This window comes from Silicimonas algicola (assembly GCF_003970735.1).
Classification (GTDB): domain Bacteria; phylum Pseudomonadota; class Alphaproteobacteria; order Rhodobacterales; family Rhodobacteraceae; genus Silicimonas; species Silicimonas algicola.
In genome coordinates, this window is record NZ_CP034588.1 from 3,660,019 (window position 1) to 3,681,105 (window position 21,087).

The window sequence follows — 21,087 nt, forward strand, 5'->3', positions numbered from 1 at the left end:
CCATGAGACGGCTGGACTGGTCCGCCTATCGCGCCTCCGAGTTCGCGGACCTCGACCCCGAGCGCGTCATCGCCATTCTCCCGACCGCCGCCATCGAGCAGCACGGACCCCACCTGCCGACAGGGACGGACACCATGATCGCCGAGGGGATGCTGGACGAGTTGCGCCGAGAATGCCCCGACGACCTCGATATCCGAATCCTGCCGGTGCAGGCCGTGGGCAAATCGAATGAGCATGTCCATGCACCCGGCACGCTGACACTGACCGCCGAAACAGCGCTGCGCGCCTGGACCGAGATCGGGCTCTCCGTCGCCCGCACCGGCGTGCGGAAGATCGTCGTCGTCAACTCGCACGGCGGGAACCTCGATCTCGTTTCGATCCTGTCGCGCGAACTGCGGGTGCGGGCCGGGATGCTGGCGGTGAAATGCCAGTGGGGCGGTTTCGGCGCGCCCGCTGGCCTCTATTCGCCCCGTGAGGTCGCATTCGGCATTCACGGCGGCGACCGCGAAACGTCGCTCATGCTGCACTTCCGGCCCGACACCGTAGACATGGAAAAGGCGCGGGACTTCCCGTCGACGGCAGAATCGGCTGCGATCTCTCCGATAGGCCCGTTGTCCTATGGATGGATCGCATCGGACCTGAACCCCGAGGGAGTGGTGGGCGAGGCACATCTTGCGACGGCCGAAAAGGGAACAGCCACGTGTCGTCACCAGGTTCGGGGCTTCATCGAGCTGCTGCGGCAGGTTCGGGACCGCCCGATCGGCGAGATCGTGCCGTCCTCACCGGACAGTTGATAGGCTTTGACAACACTTTCTTGACATTCGCGCCATTTCCCACTGACATGTAGCGGAGAAGCAACAGTTGCTTCAGGAGGGTGAAAGACCCGGGGGGTGATATGGCTATCGGTGCAATGATCCTGACATATCCGACCGCCCTTCTGGGGTCGCTGTACCTGTCAGCGTTCGGCGGCCTCGACAGCTCGGAAGCCTTCGCGGCCTATGCCCTTCTCGGCGCGCTGACGATGGCGGCGCTGACCCTCGTAAACGGGACGCGCCCCGAAGGTAGCCGCTAAGCGACCACCTCGTAACCCGCCGCCGTCATGACCCGCATCAGTTCGGCATGGCCGATCTGCGCCATCTTCAGCGGCGGCGCTTTCTTGGGATCCTGTTCGGCTTCGACGACGAACCAGCCTTCATAACCGTAATCCGCCAGCCTTTGAACGATGGCCTGGAAGTCCAGAGAGCCATCTCCGGGGACCGTGAAGGCGCCCTTGATGACAGCATCGAGGAAACTTTCCTTCGAGCGGTCGAGGCTTTCCGTCACCGACCGCCGGATGTCCTTCGTATGGACGTGGGTGATCCGTGCATGGTGACTGTCGACGGCGCGCAGCGGATCGCCACCCGCGAAGGCCAGGTGGCCCGCGTCGAGGAGCAGCGAGATCCCCTCACCCGAATTGCGCATGAAGGCGTCAAGCTCGGGTTCGAACTGCACCACGGCGCCCATGTGATGGTGATAGGCCAGCGGCATGCCTTGCTCTGCACACCATTCGCCGAAGGCCGTCACCCTGCGCGCATAGTCCGCCATCTCGAGGTCGGACAGGACGGGCTTACGATCCAGCGGGATCGATTGATCGCCCTGGATCGACCGCCCGACTTCGCCGTAGACGATGCAAGGCGCATCGACCGCGCTGAAGAGCTCGATCATCGGCAGGATGCGGTCCTTGTTCTCCTCAAGCCCCTCGATGGTCAGCGTCCCCGAGAACCAGCCGCCGCAGAGCGTCACGTCGGCGGCCCGCAGGATCGGAAGCATTTCGTCCGGGCTGGAGGGGAACCGGCGACCCAGTTCCATCCCGGTGAACCCGGCGCTACGCGATTGACGCAGGCATTCCTCGAGGCTGACATCGTCCGAAAGCTGGGGAAGGTCGTCGTTCCACCATGCGATCGGGGACATGCCGAGTCTTGCTTTCATGGCGTCACACTCCAACGCGCTGTTTCTTGCGGATGTCTTCTTGATGGGCGCGGGCTTCCCTGACGTCGGACCGGTCCGAAACCTCGGGTACGCCCACGTCCCAGTCGGCGTCGCCCGGCACCCAGGCATAGGCGTCCGTCGCAATCGAGATGACCGTGGTGCGGTCCGTCGTCTTGGCCCAGGCCAGTGCCGCCTCGAGATCGGCGAGGCTGTCGCAATGGCGCGCCTCGGCCCCCATCGAACGGGCATGCGCCACCCAGTCGACGTGCGGGACGTCGTCGGGGGTCTCGACATTGCAGTCCTTCAGCAGGTTGTTGAACCCCGGCGTGCCCTTCGCCACCTGCAGTCGGCTGATGACCGCGAAGCCTCCGTTGTCGCAGACGACGACGATCATCTTGTGCCCCGACAGGACCGACGAATAGATGTCCGAATTCATCATCATGTAGGTGCCGTCACCCAGCATCACGTAGGGCGTCGACCGGCCGGCGTTGGCCATCGCGTTGCCCCAGCCGGCGGCAATCTCGTAGCCCATGCACGAGAACCCGAATTCGAGGTCATAAGTGTTGGGGTTCTTCACCCGCCAGCCCTTCTGCACCTCGCCCGGCAACCCGCCAGCCGCAACGATCAGGTGGTCGTCGTCGCCCGCGGATGCGTTCACCAGCCCAACGACCTGCGCATAGGTCGGCACCGGCGCATTCGTCGGCGTCTGGTGATCGTCGAGAAGCTTGTCCCACTCGGCGAAGAGGCCCTTCGCCCGCGTCATGTAGGACGCGTCCATCTTCCAGTCGCCCAAGGCGGCATCGAGTTCGTTCACCGTCTCCCGCGCATCGCCGACAACGGCCAGCGAGCGGTGCTTCATCGCGTCCCACCGTGCAACGTTGATCGACACGAATTGCGCATCCTTTGCGAAAGCCGTCCACGATCCCGTGGTGAAGTCCTGAAGACGCGTGCCGATGGCCACGATCACGTCGGCCTCTTCCGCCAGGGTGTTTGCAGAGGTCGAGCCGAGGATACCGACCGGCCCGGCATGGACCGGGTGGTAATGCGTCAGCCCGCCCTTTCCGGCCACGGTCTCGACCACGGGGATCCCGCGCTTGGCGGCGAAGGCGGCGACCGCTTCCTCGGCACCCGAATAGCGAACGCCGCCGCCCGAGATGATCAGCGGTTTCTTCGCCGACTTCAGCATCTGCGCCGCCTCGACGATGCGGTCGCGGTCCGCGCGCGGACGCGGGATCGACCACAGGCGCTCCTCGAAAAAGACCTCGGGGTAATCGAAGGCCAGCTCCTGCGTGTCCTGGGGCAGCGCGATGAAGGCGGGACCGCAATCTGCAGGGTCCAGCATCGTCGCGATGGCTTGAGGCAGCGAGTTGATGATTTGGGCAGGATGGGTGATCCGGTCCCAGTAGCGGACGACGGCCTTGAAGGCGTCGTTCACAGTCGTGGTCGGATTGCCGTAATGCTCGACCTGTTGCAGCACCGGATCGGGCAGGCGATTGTTGAAGGTGTCACCCGCGATCAGAAGGACGGGCAGACGGTTCGCATGGGCGACACCGGCCGCCGTCACCATGTTCAGCGCGCCCGGTCCGATCGACGAAGTGGCGACCATGAGCTGCCGCCGACGCTTCGCCTTGGCAAACCCGATCGCAGCCAGCGCCATCGACTGCTCGTTCTGTCCGCGCCAGGTGGGAAGGGTATCCTTCACGGCTTCCAGCGCTTCGGAAAGACAGGTGACATTCCCATGCCCAAAGATCGCGAACACGCCGGCGAACAGCGGTACGCGCTCGCCGTCGATTTCGGTGAACTGGTTGCAGAGATAGCGGACGACGGCCTGTGCCATCGTCAGGCGAACGGTCTTCGACATGATGGTGTCCTCCCTGTCCACGCCCTCCGGGCTGTCGAGGCTTTATTGACATCGCGGAATGTCTGCAATGATGCTGGCGGCGACGACGGGCGCTTTGCCTCAAAAGATATCAAAACGTTTCAGGGAGGATGAGGTGAAAAACCCATTGAACGACGTGTGGGCTGCGGGTCGGTCGGTGCTGAACGGGTGGCTGTCGATCGGCAGTCCGTTCACGGCCGAGATCATGGCCTCCCAGGGTTTCGACTCGCTGACCATCGACGGCCAGCACGGCGCGCTCGACTATTCGGCGCTCCTGCCGATGCTCCAGGCGCTGCGCGGCCGTGGACCCGTGGTTTTCGCCCGCGTGCCGTGGCGCGATCCGACCTGGGTGATGAAGTTCCTCGACGCGGGAGCGCTTGGCATCATCTGCCCGATGGTCAACAGCCGCGCGCAGGCCGAGGAATTCGTCTCCTACATGCGCTATCCGCCGCTTGGCCAGCGCAGCTATGGTCCGACCCGCGCGGCCTATGCCTATCCCGGCTATGGCACCACGGCGAACGAGGCCGTCCTCGCCTTCGCCATGATCGAAACCGCCGAGGCGATGCATAACCTCGAAGAGATCGCCGCCACGCCCGGTCTCGACGGTCTCTACGTCGGACCCGCCGACCTGTCGATCGGGATCAGCAACGGCCGCCTCGCACCCGGCTTCGACCGCCGCGAACCCGAAGTGATGGATGCCCAGCAGCGCATCGCCGAGGCCGCGCGCGCAAACGGCATCCATGCCGCACTCCATTGCGGGTCCGCGGAATACGCTGCCGAAGCGCTTGGCTGGGGCTATGACATGGTGACGGTCGGAGGCGATTCGCGGTTCCTTGCCGAGGCCGCCGGCGCGACCGTGACGCGCTTCCGCACCCTCACCGACACCGGACGCGCCGGAACGGCCACCGAAGGATACTGACGTTGAAGAAAAGGGAACTGCGGGTCGGGTTGATCGGCACCGGCTTCATGGGCCAGGCCCACGTCTTCGGCTATGCCACGGCCGAAAAGGTCTTCGACCTGCCCGTGCGCTTCGTCCTGGACACCGTCGCGGACGTGACGGACGACGCCGCAAACAGCGCCGCGCGCCGGTTCGGGTTCGAGACGGCGACCACTGAATGGCGGAGGATCGTCGAGAGCCCGTCCATCGACATCGTCAACATCACGGCCCCGAACGCGCTTCACAAGGAGATGGCGCTGGCAGCCATCGCCGCCGGAAAGCACGTCTACTGCGAAAAGCCCCTCGCCCCGCTTGCCGACGACGCGCGCGAGATGACCGAAGCCGCCGAGGCCGCGGGCATCATGACGCAAGTGGGGTTCAATTACCTTTGCAATCCCATGCTGGCGCTGGCGAAGGAGATGATCGAGGCCGGTGAACTGGGCGAGATCCGCGCCTGGCGCGGCGTGCACGCCGAAGACTACATGCGTGACGCAGCAGGCCCCTGGACCTTCCGCCACGACCCGGCCGGCGGCGGCGCCTTCGCCGACATAGGCAGCCATGCGCTGGCAACGGCGGAATACCTCTGCGGCCCGATCACCCGCGTCATGGGGGACTGCGTCACGCACATCCCCGAACGTCCATCTCGGGATGGACCGCGTAGAATCGAGGTCGACGACATCGGACGAGCCTTGTTGCGGTTCTCGTCCGGCGCCTCGGGCTCGGTCGAAGCGAACTGGCTCGCGACGGGACGCAAGATGCAACACGACTTCGAGGTTTACGGCTCGAAAGGCGGTCTGGCCTTCAGCCAGGAGCGCTTCAACGAGCTCCACTACTTTGACACGGACGACCGCAAGGGCCGACAGGGCTACCGCCGCATCGAGGCCGGCCCGGATCACCCGCCTTACGGCAATTTCTGTGTCGCAGCGGGCCACCAGATCGGCTTCAACGACCTGAAGGCCATCGAGGTCGCGGGATACGTCCGCGCCATTCTCGGCGAGGCGGAAGAGCCGTTCAACTTCCGCGCCGGCTGGCGCATCCAGCACCTGGTCGAGACCGTCCACCGCTCCTCGCGTGAAGAACGGTGGCTCGACGTCTGAACTAGAGCACGAGACGTCGGTCGGTACGCGGAACGGTCCGCACCATCGACGGCTCGGGGTGACGCGGGCGCGGCGGCAGGCTGACCTTCTGCGGCTGGCCAGTCTTGGCGGATTGCTCGATCGCCAGCATGATCGCCACGTCCGCCAGCCCCTCGGCGCCATCGGGCTCGGGCGCTTTACCTGTCAGGATGCAATCCGAGAAGTATGCGACCTGCCCCCCGAAATGATCGCTTTCCGGAACCTCGACCGTCTGGTGGTCGTCACCGCGCGAGACCCTGATCTTCGGCGTGACCTGGAACCGATAGCCTGGTTCGACGAGGATCGAACCGGTCTCGCCGATGACGGTGTAGAAATCCGTCTCGCCGCTCTCGAAGCTGACGATGAATTGCGCCAGCCGATCCTCGGGAAAGCGCAGCGTCACGGCCATAGACCCTTCGACCTCGGTAAAGCGCGGATCGCCGTTGCCGTGGACCTTCATCGCGTGGACCTCGACCGGCTCGGCTTCGAAGACATGCCGGCAGGCGTTGAGGCAGTAGACACCGATGTCCTGCAAGGGTCCGCCCCAGTGTTCGCCTTTCAGCCGGTGGTTCGTGTCCGGTGATTGAAACGAAAAGGTCGAAGCGAACAGCTTCGGCTTCCCGATCTCGCCCTTCCGTAGACGCTCCAACACCTCGATTGTCCCCGGCTCGGAGTGCAAGCGGTAGGCTGTCATCAGAAAGACGCCGTTCTCCTCTGCGACGCGGATCATCTCCTCGCACTCCTCGACCGAGATCGCGAGCGGCTTCTCCACAATGGCGTGCTTGCCGGCCTTCATCGCGCGGATGGCGTATTCGGCGTGCATCGAGTTCGGGAGCGCCACGTAGACGGCATCCACCACGTCCTCTGCCAATAGAGCGTCATATCCGTCGTAGTCGCAGGTCCGGCCGATCCCGTAAAAGTCGGTCAGTTTCCTGGCCGCTTCGGCATTGCCCGTGACGATCGCGGTCATCTCGGAATTGCCGGAGTTCGCGACGGACGGCATGAATGCCACCTGGCTGATCCAGCCGGCCCCGACGATGGCGTAGCGCACTTTCTTCATGGAAATTTCCTCACAATGTCAGCGGTTCGGCCGGCGCCGGGGCCTGACCGTCGTAGCCGCCCCAGACGGACTGGTCGAAATGGACGACCGAGCCCGTCATCATGCCACTGTCCTCGGACGCGAGGAACAGGACCGCTTTCGCCACCTCTTCCGGCTCGAGCAGTCGCCCGAACGGCATCGACGACGCCGCGCGGTCGATGAAGCCGGTGTCGCCCGACTCCTCGGCTTGAAGCGCCCTTTCGTGGTCCGAATTCATCCAGCCGATATCGAGCTGGTTCACCCGGATGCGGTTGCGCATCAGCGCATAGCCGGAGTTGCGTGTGAGCGTCGCAAGCGCGCCTTTCGACGCGCAGTAAGGCGCGATGAAGGGCTGGCCGGCGCGCTCGGACGTCGAGCCGATATTGACGATGCGCCCTTCGACGCCCTCGCGGATCATCAGCTTGACCGTCTCCTGCATCAGGAAGAAGGGGGCGCGCACATTGACGGCGAACATACGGTCGAACAGTTCGGGCGTCGTGTTCAGCAGGTTGCCGCGATCCGTGAGGCCGGCCGCGTTCACCAGGATGTCGACGCGCCCGAAGACCTGATCCGCCGCCGCGACGACGCTCCGGCAGTCCTCGACAGACTCGAGGTCGGCGGCGACGAATTCCACCTGCGTCTCGGGAGCCAGCTCGGCGATTCCGTCCGCGACAAGCCTCCCCTTTGCCGCATTCCGCCCGCAGGTCACGATCCCCGCCGCACCGGCACGGGCGAAGAGCCGTGCGATGGCCGCACCCAGTCCCTGCGTACCGCCGGTGACGACCGCTACTGCTCCGTCGATCCGGTTCACGTCAGACGTCCCACTTGGGTGCCCAGGGCACGGACGCGGTGATCCGGTGATGCACCCGAGCAGCCAATTCGTCGATCCGCGCCATTTCGACGTTCGACAGGCTGAAATCCAGGATGTCGAAATTCGCCCGCATGTTCTTGGGCTTCGTCGACATGGAAATCGGGCTCACGCCTTTCTGGAGGATCCAGCGCAGCGACACCTGCGCCGCGGATTTTCCGTGCGCCTCGCCGAGCTCCGCAAGCTCTGGGTGCTCGAAGATCTTGCCGCGCGCGATCGAGCAATAGGCCGACAGCGGAATGCCCAGGCGCGAGGCGGCAGCCAGCAGCTTGCTCTGGTCCAGAAGCGGATGGAATTCGACCTGGTTCGTCGTGACCGGGGCGTCCAGAACGGACACCGCAGTCTCCATCTGCGCGATGGTATAGTTCGACACGCCGATACTCCTGGCCAAACCTCGCTCGAAGGCGTTCTGCAAAAGCGTCAGCGCCGGCACGACGTCTCCTCCAAGGGTCGGCCAATGAAGAAGCAGAAGATCGGGCGCTTCACCGCCAAGAGCCTTGATGCTCTCCTCCACCGACGGCAGAAAGCGCGCCTCGTCGTAGTTGTCGGGATGGACCTTTGTCGTGATGCAAAGCTCGGACCGGGGCACGCCGCATTCGGCCAGCGCGGCGCCGACCTCTGCTTCGTTCCCATACATCTGTGCCGTGTCGAAGGCGCGATAACCGACCTCGACCGCGTCAAGAACGGCGCGCCGTGCCGTGTCCCCTGTCAGGGGCCATGTTCCGAAGCCGCGTTGGTTGACGCCCGTGTAGAGCAGGTTCATAGCGCATCCTCCCGCTGCCGTTATGGCTAACATGCCACGACGGACGCAAGGGCGATCAGGCCGTGATGGGCCTTCGGGTCAGGTCCAGCCCGCCTATCTCGGCGATATGCGCCAGGACTGCGTCCACGCCCTGCCGATGGCGAAGGGCCGTGAACACGAAGGGCAGGTCGCCCCGCATCCGCCGCGCATCGCGGTCCATCACCTCAAGGCTGGCGCCGACATGCGGGGCAAGGTCGGTCTTGTTGATGACGAGGATGTCCGACTTCGTGATTGCAGGGCCACCCTTGCGGGGAATCTCCTCGCCCGCCGCCACGTCAATGACATAGACGGTGAGGTCGGCAAGCTCGGGCGAGAAGGTGGCCGACAAGTTGTCGCCGCCCGACTCGATCAGCACCACTTCTACCTCGGGGTGACGCTTCACCATCTCGGCCACGGCGGCGAGGTTGATCGAGGCATCTTCGCGGATCGCGGTGTGGGGGCAGCCGCCTGTCTCGACTCCGATGACACGGTCCGAGGGCAGGATCTGCATCCGCATCAGGGCCTCGGCATCTTCCTGAGTGTAGATGTCGTTCGTGATGACGCCGATGGAATGCGTGTCCCTCAGCACCTCCGCCAGACGCGCCGTCAGCGTCGTCTTGCCGGCGCCCACGGGGCCGCCGATGCCGATGCGAAGGGGGCCGTTCAGCGTCATGACTGGAATATCCTCGGCTCAAGCGTTTCGTGCCGCATCGAGGCGATGTCGGCAAGGAAGGTCGACGACGACAGGTCGTCGAGCGTCGAGTTGGCGGCCTCGCGCGCGATCCGTTCGCAGAGAGGTGTGACCGAGGCAAGCACCGCCTGCCCTTCGGTCTGCCCCAGAGGCACAAGGCGGACGGCGACAGACACAAGCGTCGCCGCGGCAGCGTGAAGATAGAGGGCCGCCGTGTCCTCGACGGCGATGCCGCGGAGAGCCGCGGCGCGGCCGACGACCACAGGATAAGGCGCATCGGCCACGCCAAGTCCCCAGACCGCGCGGACGGTGCGCGAAAACGCCTCGCCCATCCTCTCGGTCTCGCGCAGCCGCTCGGCCGTGGGCTGAAAGGCGCGCGCCACCTCGTCGACGTCTTCACCGCGCCACGCAGCGGCAAGCAGGATCGCGTCCGAGCGGCCAGCGCCGTGATCCAGAACGTCCTCGACCCAGAGCGTCAGCCCCTTCGCATCGGCGATGTGGCCGTCCCGGATCGCGACTTCAAGTCCTTGGGAATAAGCAAAGGCACCGACTGGAAACGCCGGCGAAAGCCATTGCGCCAGAGTGAGAAGATCGCGCGTCATCGCCTAGTGGGCATGGGCGGAATGCCCGTGCTCGTGGCTGTGCGTGCGGCCATGGCCATAGGCACCGCCCTCGGGAGTGAACGGCTCGACGACCTCCACGACCGACGCCCCCAGATGCTCCAGCATGTGGCCTATCACAGGATCGCGCTGGATCAGAAGGCGATCCCTCTCGATCCGGCAGGGCGTGTGGCGGTTGCCGATGTGCCAGGCCAGGCGCGCCAGGTCGGGACCTGTCACAGCATAAAGATCCTCGGGCGCAGCAATCACCTCGACTAGCCTGCCGTCAGACAGGACGAGGGCGTCACCGTGACCGAGCGATGTGGTCTTTTCGAGATCGACAAGGAAGTCCGTCCCGCCGTCCCCTGACAGCTTCTTGCGACGCAAGAAACGCTCGTCGTAGGACAGGACGCAACAGTCCGAGGCGCCGGACCAGTCGCCGGCCTTGCGGACGGTTTGCGCGACTAGGCTCATGGCACGCGTCCCGATCCAGTGGCGGGACCACGCAACGCGGCTGCGGCCGCAAGGGATCTCCCCGCGGCCGCCAGCGTCCGGTTCAGACGTAATAGATGTCGCGGAAGACGTGGTGCACGATCCTGTCGCGCTGGATGCCAAGCTCCGCCAGTTCCGCGTCCGACATCGCGTTCAGTCGCGAGATGCGGTTCATCCGGGTCTGCATCCCCGCCTGCATCGAGAACGCCTTCCCGAAGGCGTGCAGGGCGCGTCCCAGAACTTCGAAGATCGAACGGTCGGACGAGACGTAAGCCGTCGTCGGTTGTGCTGCATGTGCCAATGTGGAAACCCTCTTTCAACTGCAAGCTTCGGTTTCCTCCCTTTCCAATCCAGATAAGTCAGCCGTGCTGCCCTTACCAATGCCATCCTCGAAGATGCGCCATGCGTCTTGTGCATGGCAGACCGTTAACAAATTGTTCAGAATAGGAAATACCTCTGGGCCATCGGCAGCACCTCTGCTGGCTGACAGGTCAGAAGCTCTCCATCCGCACGCACCTCGTAGGTTTCGGGATGCACCTCGATGTGTGGCGTCGCGTCGTTCAGGATCAGGTCCTTCTTGCCGATCCCCCGCGTGTTCCTGACCGCCAGCGTGGTCTTCGCAAGTCCCAGCCGGTTACCGATCCCATCTGCCTGAGCCGCCTCCGACACGAAGACCACCGCAGAGTTCTCGACCGAGCGCCCATAGGCTCCGAACATCGGCCGCGAATAGACCGGCTGCGGCGTCGGGATCGAGGCGTTGGGATCGCCCATCTGCGCCATCACGATCGTCCCCCCGATCAGCACCATCTCGGGCTTCACCCCGAAGAAGGCGGGCGACCATAGGACGAGGTCTGCGCGCTTGCCCACCTCGATCGACCCGATCTCGTGCGAAAGCCCGTGCGCGATGGCCGGGTTGATCGTGTACTTTGCGACATAGCGGCGAACGCGGAAGTTGTCGTTGTCGCCCGTCTCCTCGGCCAGCCGCCCGCGCTGCTTCCTCATCTTGTCGGCGGTCTGCCAGGTCCGGATGATGACCTCGCCTACCCGGCCCATGGCTTGGCTGTCCGACGCGATGATACTGAAGGCGCCCATGTCGTGCAGGATGTCCTCGGCCGCGATGGTCTCGCGCCGGATGCGGCTTTCGGCGAAGGCCACGTCCTCGGGGATCGACTTGTCGAGGTGGTGGCACACCATCAGCATATCGAGATGTTCCTCGACGGTATTCACGGTGAAAGGCCGCGTCGGGTTGGTGGACGACGGCAGCACGAAGGCCTCGCCACAGATCTTGATGATGTCCGGTGCGTGTCCGCCGCCCGCACCCTCGGTATGGAAGGCGTGGATCGTCCGGCCCTTCATGGCGGCGACCGTGTTCTCGACGAAGCCGCTCTCGTTCAGCGTGTCGGTGTGAATCATCACCTGCACATCCATCGCGTCCGCCACCGTCAGGCAGCAGTCGATGGCGCCGGGCGTCGTCCCCCAGTCCTCGTGCAGCTTCAGCGCACAGGCCCCGGCCCTGATCTGTTCCTCCAGAGCGGCGGGAAGCGAGGCATTGCCCTTTCCGGCGAAGGCAAGGTTCATGGGGAAGGCGTCCGCCGCCTGAAGCATCCGCGCCAGGTGCCAGGGTCCCGGCGTGCAAGTGGTGGCAAGCGTCCCGTGGGCCGGGCCGGTGCCGCCCCCCAGCATCGTCGTCAGGCCCGAGTGCAGGGCATCCTCGATCTGCTGTGGGCAGATGAAGTGGATGTGGCTGTCGAACCCGCCAGCGGTCAGGATGCGCCCTTCTCCCGCGATGGCCTCGGTCCCCGGCCCCACGACGATGTTCACGCCGGGCTGGGTGTCCGGGTTCCCGGCCTTGCCGATGGCGGCGATGCGGCCGTCGCGGAGACCGATGTCGGCTTTGTAGATGCCCGAGTGATCCAGCACGAGCGCATTGGTGATGACCGTGTCGACAGCGCCCTGCGCCCGCGTCGACTGGGATTGCCCCATGCCGTCGCGAATGACCTTTCCGCCGCCGAACTTTACCTCTTCGCCGTAAACCGCCGAATTGGGGCCAGTGCCGCCGTTCGTCGCCCGACCCACAGCTTCGGCGCTCAGGTCACGCTCAACCTCGATGATGAGGTCGGTGTCGGCGAGCCGCAGCCGGTCGCCGGTGGTCGGTCCGAACATGGCAGCATAGGAGGCGCGGGAAATCGTGGCAGGCATCAGACGGCTCCGCTGTGCATCGAGTCACGGTTGCTGGGACGACGACCCGATGCGAAAGCGAAGCGCGTCGTTAGCGGCGCGTCTCTTTTCCGAGCCTCCGCGAATTGGCGCGCGTCTTCAATCCTATCGGCCTCAGCGCCGCCTCGAGAATCTGGTCCGGTCGCTTGCCCGACATGGCAGCGGAGGTCGCGGCCCCCGACGCCGAAATGAAGGCCGGAATCTTTTCGGACATCATGCGGGCGTTCTCGGACGGCGAAACGGGCCAGACGCCCGCCATGCCCATCATGCGATACGCCATGACCATTTGGGCCTCGGCCATCATCTGCGCGGTGCGGATCGACAGACCCCACCAGCCAAACGCGTGGTTGTTCATTAAACGGTCCGATCTGTTCCTGTGGCAACATGCTTCGTGCAGTCAACTCCTCTGCCTCGCTTCGGTTGCGCTGACGTACCGTCATAACGCGCCCATGACCTTCTGGTTGAAGCCGTAGATGCGGCGCGCGCCAGCGATGGGGATGAGTTGGACTTCGCGTCTCTGACCCGGCTCGAAGCGCACGGCCGTTCCGGCGGCGATGTCGAGCCGCATTCCCCGGGCCGCCGTCCGATCGAACTCGAGCGCCGCGTTCGCTTCGCCGAAGTGATAGTGCGAGCCGACCTGCACCGGACGGTCACCCGTGTTCGCGACCATCAGGGTGACCGCCTCCCGCCCCGCGTTCAGCGTCAGCGTGCCCTCGGCCGGGAAGAGTTCGCCGGGGATCATCGGCGGACCCGCGCGACCCTTGCCTTCAGCCCCGCGCCGACGGCGGCCACCGCAATCAGGCACAGGCCGGCGGGAAGGCCCCAGTCGGTGTGGGCGTGGGGCAAGGTCGCTTCATGCGCAAGCGCGGGCGATGCGGCCAGAAGACAGGAAAGGATGAGAAACCGCATGTTATCTCCTATCGGATCGGGTTGTGAACGGTGACGAGCTTGGTGCCGTCGGGAAAGGTGGCCTCGATCTGTACCTCGTGGATCATCTCGGCGATCCCCTCCATGCATTGGTCGCGGGTGATGACATGTGCGCCCGCCTCCATCATGTCGGCGACCGAGCGCCCGTCGCGTGCGCCCTCGACGACGGCGTCGGAAATCAGCGCGATGGCCTCGGGGTGGTTCAGCTTCACGCCGCGCGCAAGACGCTTGCGGGCGACTTCAGCGGCCATGGCCACCAAAAGCTTGTCGCGTTCTCGAGGAGTCAGGTTCATGTCAGATCATCCAGGGTCTTGGCAGGTCGTCGTCGGCGAGAAGCCGGATCAGGGGCAGAAGCGCGCGGCGTAAATCGAAGCCGTCCTCGGCCAGAAGTCGCGCCGCGAGAAGGCCCGGGCGCACCAGGCTGATGCCGGCCGTCTCGGGAAGAATGGCGCGCGCCGCCGCAAGCCTGGCCTCGGCGCCCTCTCCGGCAAAAAGCACGGTCGAGGTGGCCGCCGCCCCCTGCCCGGTTGCCGGACGGGACATACGGGCGACGAGATCGCCCTCCATGCAGATACGGTCGAGATAGATCGGCACACCGTCGCGGCGCAGCGTGATCCGGTCGGAGAGCCTGGCGCTGCTGACGCCTTCGTTCATGGCACGTCGGCCGAAGATCAGGGGCTCGACGATCAGCGCCGACGCCCCCGCGCCCAGATCCACCGTCAGGCGCCGCTCGAGCGACGAACCGTCGAAGAGGATCGTTTCCTGCGGGAGCCAGGCCAGGCGCGCGTTCGGACCGATCGTCAGAACGGTATCGACGCGGCCGGTCTGGCCAGGTTGCGCACGATAGGCTCTCTCGGCCGCCTGCGTCGTGATGGTGATGTCGGCGCCCTCGCCCGCCTCGACGCGGACGCTGAAGCGGTCGCCGCCGGTTACCCCTCCGGCAGTGTTGACGAGAACCGCCGTGATGCGCTGACTGTCGCGCCGGGGGAAGAGGGCGCGCATGGACCCTTCGTGCCGAAGCCTCGCAATCTCGGTGCCGCGGTCGGACGCCGTCACCTTCAGCGACACGGACCCCACGGCGCGGGGTTGCGCGTCTGTCACGATCAATGTCGGCAAGGCAGTCAAGCGGTCGCATCCCCCCGTTCGCCGGACCGTTTCACCATTCTCAGACGCTGTTGTCCGCTGCTTTCGCCCGAATGCGGGCACACCAAGCGTCGTCGCCCAATTTTTCGGCACTACTCAGGGTAATGCGCCAAAATTCTGTGCAAGGAACGCCGCAGTGCAGAAAAGCTGGGCAGTACGATTGCCAAGCCGCGCCCCATCCAGAATCGATTTGGGTGCCCACTGGCAGCGCATGTTGCCAAAAAATCTGGGGGTGTGCGGCAGCCGATGGAAGTGGAGCTCCGGGCCGCCGCACTGGTGCAACAACTTAAGTTGCAGGGTCGAGCTAGGCGTTCCTCGCCATTTGGCAAGGAACCCGCGCCCTGCGGGGAGACGAAGGATGACAAATCTGAAATCGACACTGGCCGGAACCGCGCTGCTCGCGGCGCTCGCCGGTCCGGCCCTGGCCCAGGACTGCCCGATCAAGGTCGGCGTGCTGCACTCGCTGTCCGGCACGATGGCCATTTCCGAAACCACCCTGAAGGACACGATGGAGATGCTCGTGGCCGCCCAGAACGAGAAGGGCGGCGTTCTCGGCTGCGAACTCGAGGCGGTCGTGGTCGATCCGGCCTCCGACTGGCCGCTCTTCGCCGAGAAGGCGCGAGAGTTGCTGACCGTTCACGAGGTCGACGTGATCTTCGGCAACTGGACCTCCGTCTCGCGGAAGTCGGTCCTGCCGGTGATCGAGGAGTTGAACGGCCTCCTCTTTTACCCCGTCCAGTACGAGGGCGAAGAAAGCTCGAAGAACGTCTTCTACACGGGCGCTGCCCCGAACCAGCAGGCGATCCCGGCCACCGACTACTTCCTCGAAGAGCTCGGCGTCGAGAAGTTCGCGCTCCTGGGCACCGACTATGTCTATCCGCGCACGACGAACAACATCCTCGAGTCCTACCTGAAGTCCAAGGGCATCGCGCAGGAAGACATCTTCGTGAACTACACGCCGTTCGGACACTCTGACTGGTCGAAGATCGTGGCTGACGTCGTCGCCCTCGGTGCCGATGGAAAGAAGGTCGGCGTGATTTCGACGATCAACGGCGACGCCAACGTAGGCTTCTACAAGGAACTCGCCGCCGCCGGCATTTCGGCCGACGATATCCCCGTCGTCGCCTTCTCGGTCGGTGAGGAAGAGCTCTCCGGCCTCGACACCACCAACCTCGTCGGTCACCTCGCGGCCTGGAACTACTTCATGTCCGCCGACACGCCCGCGAACGCCGAATTCATCGCCGCCTGGCAGGACTTCATCGGCAGCACCGATCGCGTGACCAACGACCCGATGGAAGCCCACTACATCGGCTTCAACATGTGGGTGAACGCAGTAACCGCCGCCGGCACCACCGACGTCGACGCCGTACGCTCCGCCATGTGGGGGCAGGAGTTCCCGAACCTGACCGGCGGCACGGCCGTGATGGGCGTGAACCACCACCTCTCGAAGCCCGTGCTGATCGGCGAGATCCAGGCCGACGGCCAGTTCGACATCGTCTCCGAGACCGAGCCGGTGGCGGGCGATGCCTGGACCGACTTCCTCCCGGAATCGGCGGTGCTCGAGTCCGATTGGAAGGACCTCGAGTGTGGCATGTACAACACCGAGACCAAGACCTGCGTCCAGATCAAGTCGAACTACTGACCTGACGCGACCGCTGCCTGAAGGGGCCTCCCCCCTTCAGGCACACTTTCCGGGGGATGGGCAGAATGCGGACTTGGGCCACGGCACTCCTTTGCCTGTTGGCGGGGCTCACCGAGGCCTCCGCGCAGGACACACCGATCCAGGACATCCTTCAGGAACACCGCGAAATCATCCTCGAAAGCTCGCGGCGCACCATCGAACCCGCGATCCAGGCGATGGCCTCCAGCGGATTGCCGCAGGCCCAGACCGTGCTCGAAGCCTGGCAGGACAAGAATATCTGGGTCCGCACCTCGGACGGGCTGTTCTTCCGCGCCGATCCGGCCGAGGGGCGCAGCTACACCCTCACCGACTTCGACACGGGCGCCGAGGCCGGGACAGCGGACAAGGACGACCTCGAACAGATCAAGCCCAACAGCGGCATCCGCGGGCTTCTGGGAACCGCGCTCGTCCAGTTCCAACTCATGGACCCGAACCCCGCGAACCGCCGCTCCGCGCTCCTCTCGCTCGAACGCCGCCCGGACCCCGAGGCTCTCGTGCCCCTCCGGGGATCGCTGGAGGGCGAGGCCGATCCCGCTATCCTCGCCCGCAAGGAGCGCCTCGTGCGTCTCCTGACCGCCGCCTTCGATCCCGACGAGCCGGCCCGCATCGAGGCGATCCGGGGCCTTGAAGGCGATACCGGCGTGGACGTGCGCGCCACGCTGAACCCCATCCTGACGACGCGCCTTCAGGTGTTCGAAGGCGGAATAGCGGCCGAGGCGAACGTCGCCCGGCAACTGCGCCCCGGATCCGAAGCGTTTCCCGTCGCCGCCGCCTACGACCTCCTCGTCGCGGACGGCCTCGTCCCGGCCCGGCTCGACAACGACACCGTCAAATCGGCCCTTGCCGCCAACATCGTCGATGGCGCGGTTGCCGGCATTCCGGTCGCCGACCTCGACACGCAGGAGGCCCGCGCCCGCGCCTATGCCGCCCTGGTCGAGGCGGGCACCGTCCAGCCCGGCATCACCGAAATCGAGATCGACGACGAACTCGCCCGTTTTTCCTTCGCCGAGGTCTACGTCGAACCCTCCGCCGCCGTCACTGACGCCGCGCGCGACACGCTTCGGTCCATCTCGACCCGAGTCGGCATAGCGCAAGCCATCGACCTCGGGCTCGACGCCCTGTCCCTCGCCTCGATTTATTTCCTGGCCGCCATCGGCCTCGCCATCACCTTCGGCGTCATGGGCGTCATCAACATGGCTCATGGCGAGCTCATCATGATGGGCGCCTACACGGGCTACGTCACCCAACAGTTGATCCCGAACCACACGGCGTCAATCCTCGTCGCCATTCCCCTCGCCTTCGCCGTCACCTTCGCCGCTGGCGTCCTCCTGGAACGCCTCGTGATCCGCCACCTCTACAACCGCCCGCTCGAGACGGTGCTCGCGACCTTCGGAATCTCCATCGCGCTTCAGCAACTCGCCAAGAACATCTTCGGCACCCAGGCGCGGCCCCTGACCGCACCCTCCTGGCTGGACGGAGCCTGGTCGATCAACGACATCGTATCGATCAGTTACATCCGTATCGCCATCTTCGTGCTGGCGCTCATGTTCCTCGCCCTCTTCCTCTTCATCATGAAGCGCACCCGTTTCGGGCTCGAGACCCGCGCCGTGACCCAGAACCGTCGCATGGCGGGCAGCATGGGCATCAACCCCGACCGCGTGAACATGCTCACCTTCGGCCTCGGCTCGGGCATCGCGGGGATCGCCGGCGTCGCCATCGGTCTCTATGCGAAGGTCACGTCCGAGCTTGGCGCAGACTACATCGTCCAAAGCTTCATGACCGTGGTGGTCGGCGGCGTCGGCAACATCTGGGGAACGTTGTTCGGCGCGACGATGATCGGCTTTCTGCAAAAGGGGATCGAATGGGCGAACCCGTCGAACACCCTCGCCGCCCAGACCTACATGATCATCTTCATCATCATCTTCATCCAGTTCCGGCCAAGGGGCATCATCGCCCTCAAAGGCCGCGCGGCGGGGGACTGAGGCCATGAGAACCAGCTTCTTCGCCCGCAACCCGTCGGTCCCGATCTTTCTCGTGCTGCTCGCCGCTTTCACCATCGGCGTCACGATCCTGGGCGAGGCCTACGGCACCGGAGACATCTCGACCTCCTTCACCAAGACGCTCGGCAAGACGCTGTGCCTTTGCCTGATCGCCGTCGCTCTCGACCTCGTCTGGGGCTACACCGGCATCCTGTCGCTGGGCCACTTCGCATTCTTCGGCCTGGGCGGATACATGATCGGCATGTGGCTGATGTACGAGCGCACGCGCGCCATCGTCGAACGCTCGCTGGCAAACGCCCCCATCCCGCCGACCCCGCAGGAGATCGTCGACGGCATCGGCACCCAGATCTTCGGCGTCGTCGGCTCGAACGAGTTTCCCGTCGTCTGGGCCTTCGCCGACAGCCTGTTCCTGCAACTTCTCATGGTCGTGGCCGTCCCGGGCCTCCTCGCCCTCGTCTTCGGCTGGCTCGCCTTCCGTAGCCGCGTCACGGGTGTTTACCTCTCGATCCTGACGCAGGCCATGACGCTGGCCCTCGCGCTCTACCTCTTCCAGAACGACAGCGGGCTCAGGGGCAACAACGGCCTCTCCGGCCTCCAGAACCTTCCCGGCCTCGGCTCCGTCCCGCAGTCGAAAGTGTCGATCTGGTTCCTCTGGGCCTCCGCTGCCGCTCTCGGGCTTGGCTACCTCCTTGCCGCCTGGATAGTCTCGGGCAAGTTCGGCTCGGTGATGCGCGGCATCCGCGACGACGAGGCGCGGGTCCGCTTCCTCGGCTACTCGGTCGAGGGCTACAAGCTCTTCGTCTTCACCCTCACGGCCATGATCGCCGGCATCGCGGGGGCGCTCTACTACCCTCAGGCCGGGATCGTGAACCCGGCCGAGATCGCGCCGATCGCCTCGATCTACCTCGTGGTCTGGGTGGCCATCGGCGGCCGCGGACGTCTCTACGGCGCGGTCATCGGCGCGACCTTCGTCAGCCTCGTCTCGTCCTGGTTCACCGGTGGACAGGCGCCCGACATCCCGCTTGGGGTCTACACGATCAAATGGGTCGACTGGTGGCTGATCGTCCTGGGTCTCTCCTTCGTCGGCGTCACGCTCTTCGCGCCCAAGGGCATCGGCGGCCTCGTCGATCTCTGGACCGGTCGCCGTGCGCCCGACCGACACGGCGCCGACCTCGGACCCGACCAGGGCAGCTTCCGCGAGAGGGAGGCCGGGGAATGAGCCTCCTCGAAGTCTCCGGCGTCTCGGTCTCCTTCGACGGCTTCAAGGCGATCAACAACCTGTCCTTCCAGATCGGGGACGCCGAGATGCGCGCCGTCATCGGCCCGAACGGCGCGGGCAAGACCACGTTCATGGACATTATCACCGGAAAAACCCGCCCCGACGAGGGCCGCGTGATCTGGGGCGAAAAGTCGAAGTCGCTCTTGTCCATGTCCGAGGCGCAGATCGCGCGAGAGGGGATCGGGCGGAAGTTCCAGAAGCCCACGGTCTTCGAGGACCAGACCGTCCACGCCAACCTCCTTATGGCGCTGAAGAACGAGCGCGGCCCCCTCTCGGTCCTGTTCTGGAAACCCAAACCGGACGACCTCGCCCGCGTAGAGGCTCTGGCCTCCGAGATCGCCCTCTCCGACCAGCTTGCCCGCAAGGCGGGCGAGCTGTCCCATGGCCAGAAGCAATGGCTCGAGATCGGGATGCTGCTGGCGCAGGACCCGAAGCTTCTTCTCGTGGACGAGCCCGCCGCCGGCATGACGCCATCCGAACGCGAGCACACCACATCGATTCTCGTCGAGGCCGCGAAGACCCGCGCCGTCGTCGTCGTCGAGCACGACATGGAGTTCATCCGCCGCCTGAACTGCCGCGTCACCGTGCTGCACGAAGGTTCGGTTCTGGCCGAGGGCAGCCTCGATCACGTCACGTCGGACCCGCGCGTCATCGACGTCTACCTGGGGCGCTAGACCATGCTCACCGTCCGCGACCTCACCCTCCATTACGGCCACTCGCAGATCCTGAACGGCATCTCTCTCGACGCCGCACTGGGGCAAGTCACCTGCGTCATGGGCACCAACGGCGTCGGCAAGACAAGCCTGATGAAGGCGATCTCGGGCACCCACCCGCGCACCGGCGGAGAGGTCACGCTCGACGGACGGACCATCGGCAGGCTCCGCGCTCACGACCTCGCCCGCCTCGGCGTAGGCTACGTGCCCCAGGGCCGCGAGATTTTTCCCCTACTAACGGTCGAAGAGAACCTCGAGACGGGCTTCGCCTGCCTGCCAAAGTCCGAGCACGGCATCCCGGCCGAAATCTACGACCTCTTCCCGGTCCTGAAGGAAATGAAGCACCGCAACGGCGGCGACCTATCGGGCGGGCAGCAGCAGCAGCTAGCGATCGCCCGCGCCCTCATCACCCGCCCGAAGCTCCTGCTCCTCGACGAGCCGACCGAGGGCATCCAGCCCAACATCATCCAGCAGATCGGCAACGTCATCCGCCAACTCCGCGACCGGGGCGACATGGCCATTGTCCTCGTCGAGCAGTATTTCGACTTCGCCTGCGCTCTCGCCGACCGCGTCGTCGTCCTGAAACGCGGCGCCGTCACTATGCAAGGCGCGATAGGTGATATTCCGCGCGAGGACCTGCTGAAGGCCGTGACGGTCTGAGCGCCAGCTTGCTTGACGTCGTTTCGCCGTTACATTGTTGGGTCAAGGCTGGGGCCGAC

At 65.2% G+C, this 21,087-nt stretch carries 24 protein-coding genes; 9 read left to right on the forward strand and 15 right to left on the reverse strand.

The window, feature by feature from the left end; translation table 11 throughout:
- Positions 1-2: 2 nt before the first annotated feature.
- On the forward strand, positions 3-794 hold the full coding sequence (locus EF888_RS18075; RefSeq protein ID WP_109759479.1) for a creatininase family protein: 792 nt from the start codon (positions 3-5) through the stop codon (positions 792-794).
- 116 nt (positions 795-910) lie between these two features.
- Entirely contained in the window at positions 911-1,072 is a 162-nt protein-coding gene (locus EF888_RS21960; protein ID WP_164721751.1) for a hypothetical protein, read from the forward strand.
- On the opposite strand, the gene iolE is transcribed toward EF888_RS21960, so the two are convergent.
- The gene (iolE, locus tag EF888_RS18080; RefSeq protein ID WP_109759478.1) at positions 1,069-1,968 is read right to left on the reverse strand and encodes a myo-inosose-2 dehydratase; all 900 of its coding nucleotides are present in this window, start codon (positions 1,966-1,968) and stop codon (positions 1,069-1,071) included. The genes EF888_RS21960 and iolE overlap by 4 nt on opposite strands.
- 4 nt (positions 1,969-1,972) lie before the next feature.
- Positions 1,973-3,829 (reverse strand): 3D-(3,5/4)-trihydroxycyclohexane-1,2-dione acylhydrolase (decyclizing), encoded by a 1,857-nt coding sequence (gene iolD / locus EF888_RS18085; protein ID WP_241239729.1) that lies wholly within the window; start codon positions 3,827-3,829, stop codon positions 1,973-1,975.
- A 133-nt stretch (positions 3,830-3,962) separates the two neighbouring features.
- Between iolD and EF888_RS18090 the strand changes: the two genes are divergently transcribed.
- Positions 3,963-4,766, forward strand: a complete 804-nt coding sequence (locus EF888_RS18090) for an HpcH/HpaI aldolase family protein (protein ID WP_241239730.1) — start codon at positions 3,963-3,965, stop codon at positions 4,764-4,766.
- Between the two features lie 2 nt (positions 4,767-4,768).
- On the forward strand, positions 4,769-5,881 hold the full coding sequence (locus EF888_RS18095) for a Gfo/Idh/MocA family protein (protein WP_109759477.1): 1,113 nt from the start codon (positions 4,769-4,771) through the stop codon (positions 5,879-5,881).
- A 1-nt stretch (position 5,882) separates the two neighbouring features.
- Here the strand turns inward: EF888_RS18095 and EF888_RS18100 are convergent, their stop codons facing one another.
- The 13 genes from EF888_RS18100 to EF888_RS18155 form a co-directional block, all read right to left on the reverse strand.
- Positions 5,883-6,959 carry a Gfo/Idh/MocA family protein gene (locus tag EF888_RS18100; RefSeq protein WP_109759476.1) on the reverse strand — a complete coding sequence of 359 codons (1,077 nt, stop codon included), beginning with the start codon at positions 6,957-6,959 and terminating at the stop codon, positions 5,883-5,885.
- A gap of 10 nt (positions 6,960-6,969) precedes the next feature.
- Complete coding sequence (locus tag EF888_RS18105; RefSeq protein ID WP_109759475.1) at positions 6,970-7,788, reverse strand: SDR family oxidoreductase; 819 nt, start codon at positions 7,786-7,788, stop codon at positions 6,970-6,972.
- 1 nt (position 7,789) lies between these two features.
- Positions 7,790-8,608: an aldo/keto reductase gene (locus EF888_RS18110; RefSeq protein WP_109759474.1), complete on the reverse strand. Its 819-nt coding sequence runs from the start codon at positions 8,606-8,608 to the stop codon at positions 7,790-7,792.
- Between the two features lie 55 nt (positions 8,609-8,663).
- Positions 8,664-9,299, reverse strand: coding sequence for an urease accessory protein UreG (gene ureG, locus EF888_RS18115; RefSeq protein WP_109759473.1), 636 nt, complete (start codon positions 9,297-9,299; stop codon positions 8,664-8,666).
- A complete protein-coding gene (locus tag EF888_RS18120; protein ID WP_109759472.1) occupies positions 9,296-9,919 on the reverse strand; it encodes an urease accessory protein UreF in 624 nt (207 codons plus the stop codon). The genes ureG and EF888_RS18120 overlap by 4 nt, the downstream gene beginning before the upstream one ends.
- A gap of 3 nt (positions 9,920-9,922) precedes the next feature.
- Complete coding sequence (locus EF888_RS18125; RefSeq protein ID WP_109759471.1) at positions 9,923-10,390, reverse strand: urease accessory protein UreE; 468 nt, start codon at positions 10,388-10,390, stop codon at positions 9,923-9,925.
- An 82-nt stretch (positions 10,391-10,472) separates the two neighbouring features.
- A complete protein-coding gene (locus EF888_RS18130; RefSeq protein WP_109759470.1) occupies positions 10,473-10,709 on the reverse strand; it encodes a DUF1127 domain-containing protein in 237 nt (78 codons plus the stop codon).
- Positions 10,710-10,846: 137 nt separating this feature from the next.
- Positions 10,847-12,607, reverse strand: a complete 1,761-nt coding sequence (ureC, locus tag EF888_RS18135; protein ID WP_109759469.1) for an urease subunit alpha — start codon at positions 12,605-12,607, stop codon at positions 10,847-10,849.
- 70 nt (positions 12,608-12,677) lie between these two features.
- Positions 12,678-12,980 (reverse strand): antifreeze protein, encoded by a 303-nt coding sequence (locus EF888_RS18140; protein ID WP_109759468.1) that lies wholly within the window; start codon positions 12,978-12,980, stop codon positions 12,678-12,680.
- Between the two features lie 81 nt (positions 12,981-13,061).
- A complete protein-coding gene (locus tag EF888_RS18145) occupies positions 13,062-13,367 on the reverse strand; it encodes an urease subunit beta (RefSeq protein WP_109759467.1) in 306 nt (101 codons plus the stop codon).
- A complete protein-coding gene (locus EF888_RS21965; protein WP_164721752.1) occupies positions 13,364-13,534 on the reverse strand; it encodes a hypothetical protein in 171 nt (56 codons plus the stop codon). The genes EF888_RS18145 and EF888_RS21965 overlap by 4 nt, the downstream gene beginning before the upstream one ends.
- An 8-nt stretch (positions 13,535-13,542) precedes the next feature.
- Entirely contained in the window at positions 13,543-13,845 is a 303-nt protein-coding gene (locus tag EF888_RS18150; RefSeq protein WP_109759466.1) for an urease subunit gamma, read from the reverse strand.
- 1 nt (position 13,846) lies between these two features.
- Positions 13,847-14,653 carry an urease accessory protein UreD gene (locus tag EF888_RS18155; protein WP_241239731.1) on the reverse strand — a complete coding sequence of 269 codons (807 nt, stop codon included), beginning with the start codon at positions 14,651-14,653 and terminating at the stop codon, positions 13,847-13,849.
- Between the two features lie 400 nt (positions 14,654-15,053).
- Here EF888_RS18155 and urtA point away from each other — a divergent pair, with 400 nt between their 5' ends.
- The 5 genes from urtA (at position 15,054) to urtE (ending at position 21,028) form a co-directional block, all read left to right on the forward strand.
- The gene (gene urtA, locus EF888_RS18160; RefSeq protein ID WP_109759465.1) at positions 15,054-16,337 is read left to right on the forward strand and encodes an urea ABC transporter substrate-binding protein; all 1,284 of its coding nucleotides are present in this window, start codon (positions 15,054-15,056) and stop codon (positions 16,335-16,337) included.
- Between the two features lie 65 nt (positions 16,338-16,402).
- On the forward strand, positions 16,403-18,358 hold the full coding sequence (gene urtB, locus EF888_RS18165) for an urea ABC transporter permease subunit UrtB (protein ID WP_109759464.1): 1,956 nt from the start codon (positions 16,403-16,405) through the stop codon (positions 18,356-18,358).
- Positions 18,359-18,362: 4 nt separating this feature from the next.
- On the forward strand, positions 18,363-19,595 hold the full coding sequence (gene urtC / locus EF888_RS18170) for an urea ABC transporter permease subunit UrtC (RefSeq protein WP_109759463.1): 1,233 nt from the start codon (positions 18,363-18,365) through the stop codon (positions 19,593-19,595).
- Positions 19,592-20,329 carry an urea ABC transporter ATP-binding protein UrtD gene (gene urtD, locus EF888_RS18175; RefSeq protein WP_109759462.1) on the forward strand — a complete coding sequence of 246 codons (738 nt, stop codon included), beginning with the start codon at positions 19,592-19,594 and terminating at the stop codon, positions 20,327-20,329. Before urtC ends, urtD begins: the two co-directional genes overlap by 4 nt.
- 3 nt (positions 20,330-20,332) lie before the next feature.
- A complete protein-coding gene (urtE, locus tag EF888_RS18180; RefSeq protein WP_109759461.1) occupies positions 20,333-21,028 on the forward strand; it encodes an urea ABC transporter ATP-binding subunit UrtE in 696 nt (231 codons plus the stop codon).
- Positions 21,029-21,087 lie beyond the last annotated feature (59 nt).

Coding starts and splice junctions, on each gene's coding strand:
- urtC (WP_109759463.1), top strand. CDS start 18,363: ATGAGAACCAGCTTCTTCGCCCGCAACCCGTCGGTCCCGATCTTTCTC.
- urtD (WP_109759462.1), top strand. CDS start 19,592: ATGAGCCTCCTCGAAGTCTCCGGCGTCTCGGTCTCCTTCGACGGCTTC.
- EF888_RS21960 (WP_164721751.1), top strand. CDS start 911: ATGATCCTGACATATCCGACCGCCCTTCTGGGGTCGCTGTACCTGTCA.
- urtA (WP_109759465.1), top strand. CDS start 15,054: ATGACAAATCTGAAATCGACACTGGCCGGAACCGCGCTGCTCGCGGCG.
- EF888_RS18145 (WP_109759467.1), bottom strand. CDS start 13,367: ATGATCCCCGGCGAACTCTTCCCGGCCGAGGGCACGCTGACGCTGAAC.
- EF888_RS18150 (WP_109759466.1), bottom strand. CDS start 13,845: ATGAACCTGACTCCTCGAGAACGCGACAAGCTTTTGGTGGCCATGGCC.
- EF888_RS21965 (WP_164721752.1), bottom strand. CDS start 13,534: ATGCGGTTTCTCATCCTTTCCTGTCTTCTGGCCGCATCGCCCGCGCTT.
- EF888_RS18125 (WP_109759471.1), bottom strand. CDS start 10,390: ATGAGCCTAGTCGCGCAAACCGTCCGCAAGGCCGGCGACTGGTCCGGC.
- urtE (WP_109759461.1), top strand. CDS start 20,333: ATGCTCACCGTCCGCGACCTCACCCTCCATTACGGCCACTCGCAGATC.
- iolE (WP_109759478.1), bottom strand. CDS start 1,968: ATGAAAGCAAGACTCGGCATGTCCCCGATCGCATGGTGGAACGACGAC.
- EF888_RS18120 (WP_109759472.1), bottom strand. CDS start 9,919: ATGACGCGCGATCTTCTCACTCTGGCGCAATGGCTTTCGCCGGCGTTT.
- EF888_RS18100 (WP_109759476.1), bottom strand. CDS start 6,959: ATGAAGAAAGTGCGCTACGCCATCGTCGGGGCCGGCTGGATCAGCCAG.
- iolD (WP_241239729.1), bottom strand. CDS start 3,829: ATGTCGAAGACCGTTCGCCTGACGATGGCACAGGCCGTCGTCCGCTAT.
- ureC (WP_109759469.1), bottom strand. CDS start 12,607: ATGCCTGCCACGATTTCCCGCGCCTCCTATGCTGCCATGTTCGGACCG.
- urtB (WP_109759464.1), top strand. CDS start 16,403: ATGCGGACTTGGGCCACGGCACTCCTTTGCCTGTTGGCGGGGCTCACC.
- EF888_RS18075 (WP_109759479.1), top strand. CDS start 3: ATGAGACGGCTGGACTGGTCCGCCTATCGCGCCTCCGAGTTCGCGGAC.
- EF888_RS18110 (WP_109759474.1), bottom strand. CDS start 8,608: ATGAACCTGCTCTACACGGGCGTCAACCAACGCGGCTTCGGAACATGG.
- ureG (WP_109759473.1), bottom strand. CDS start 9,299: ATGACGCTGAACGGCCCCCTTCGCATCGGCATCGGCGGCCCCGTGGGC.
- EF888_RS18140 (WP_109759468.1), bottom strand. CDS start 12,980: ATGAACAACCACGCGTTTGGCTGGTGGGGTCTGTCGATCCGCACCGCG.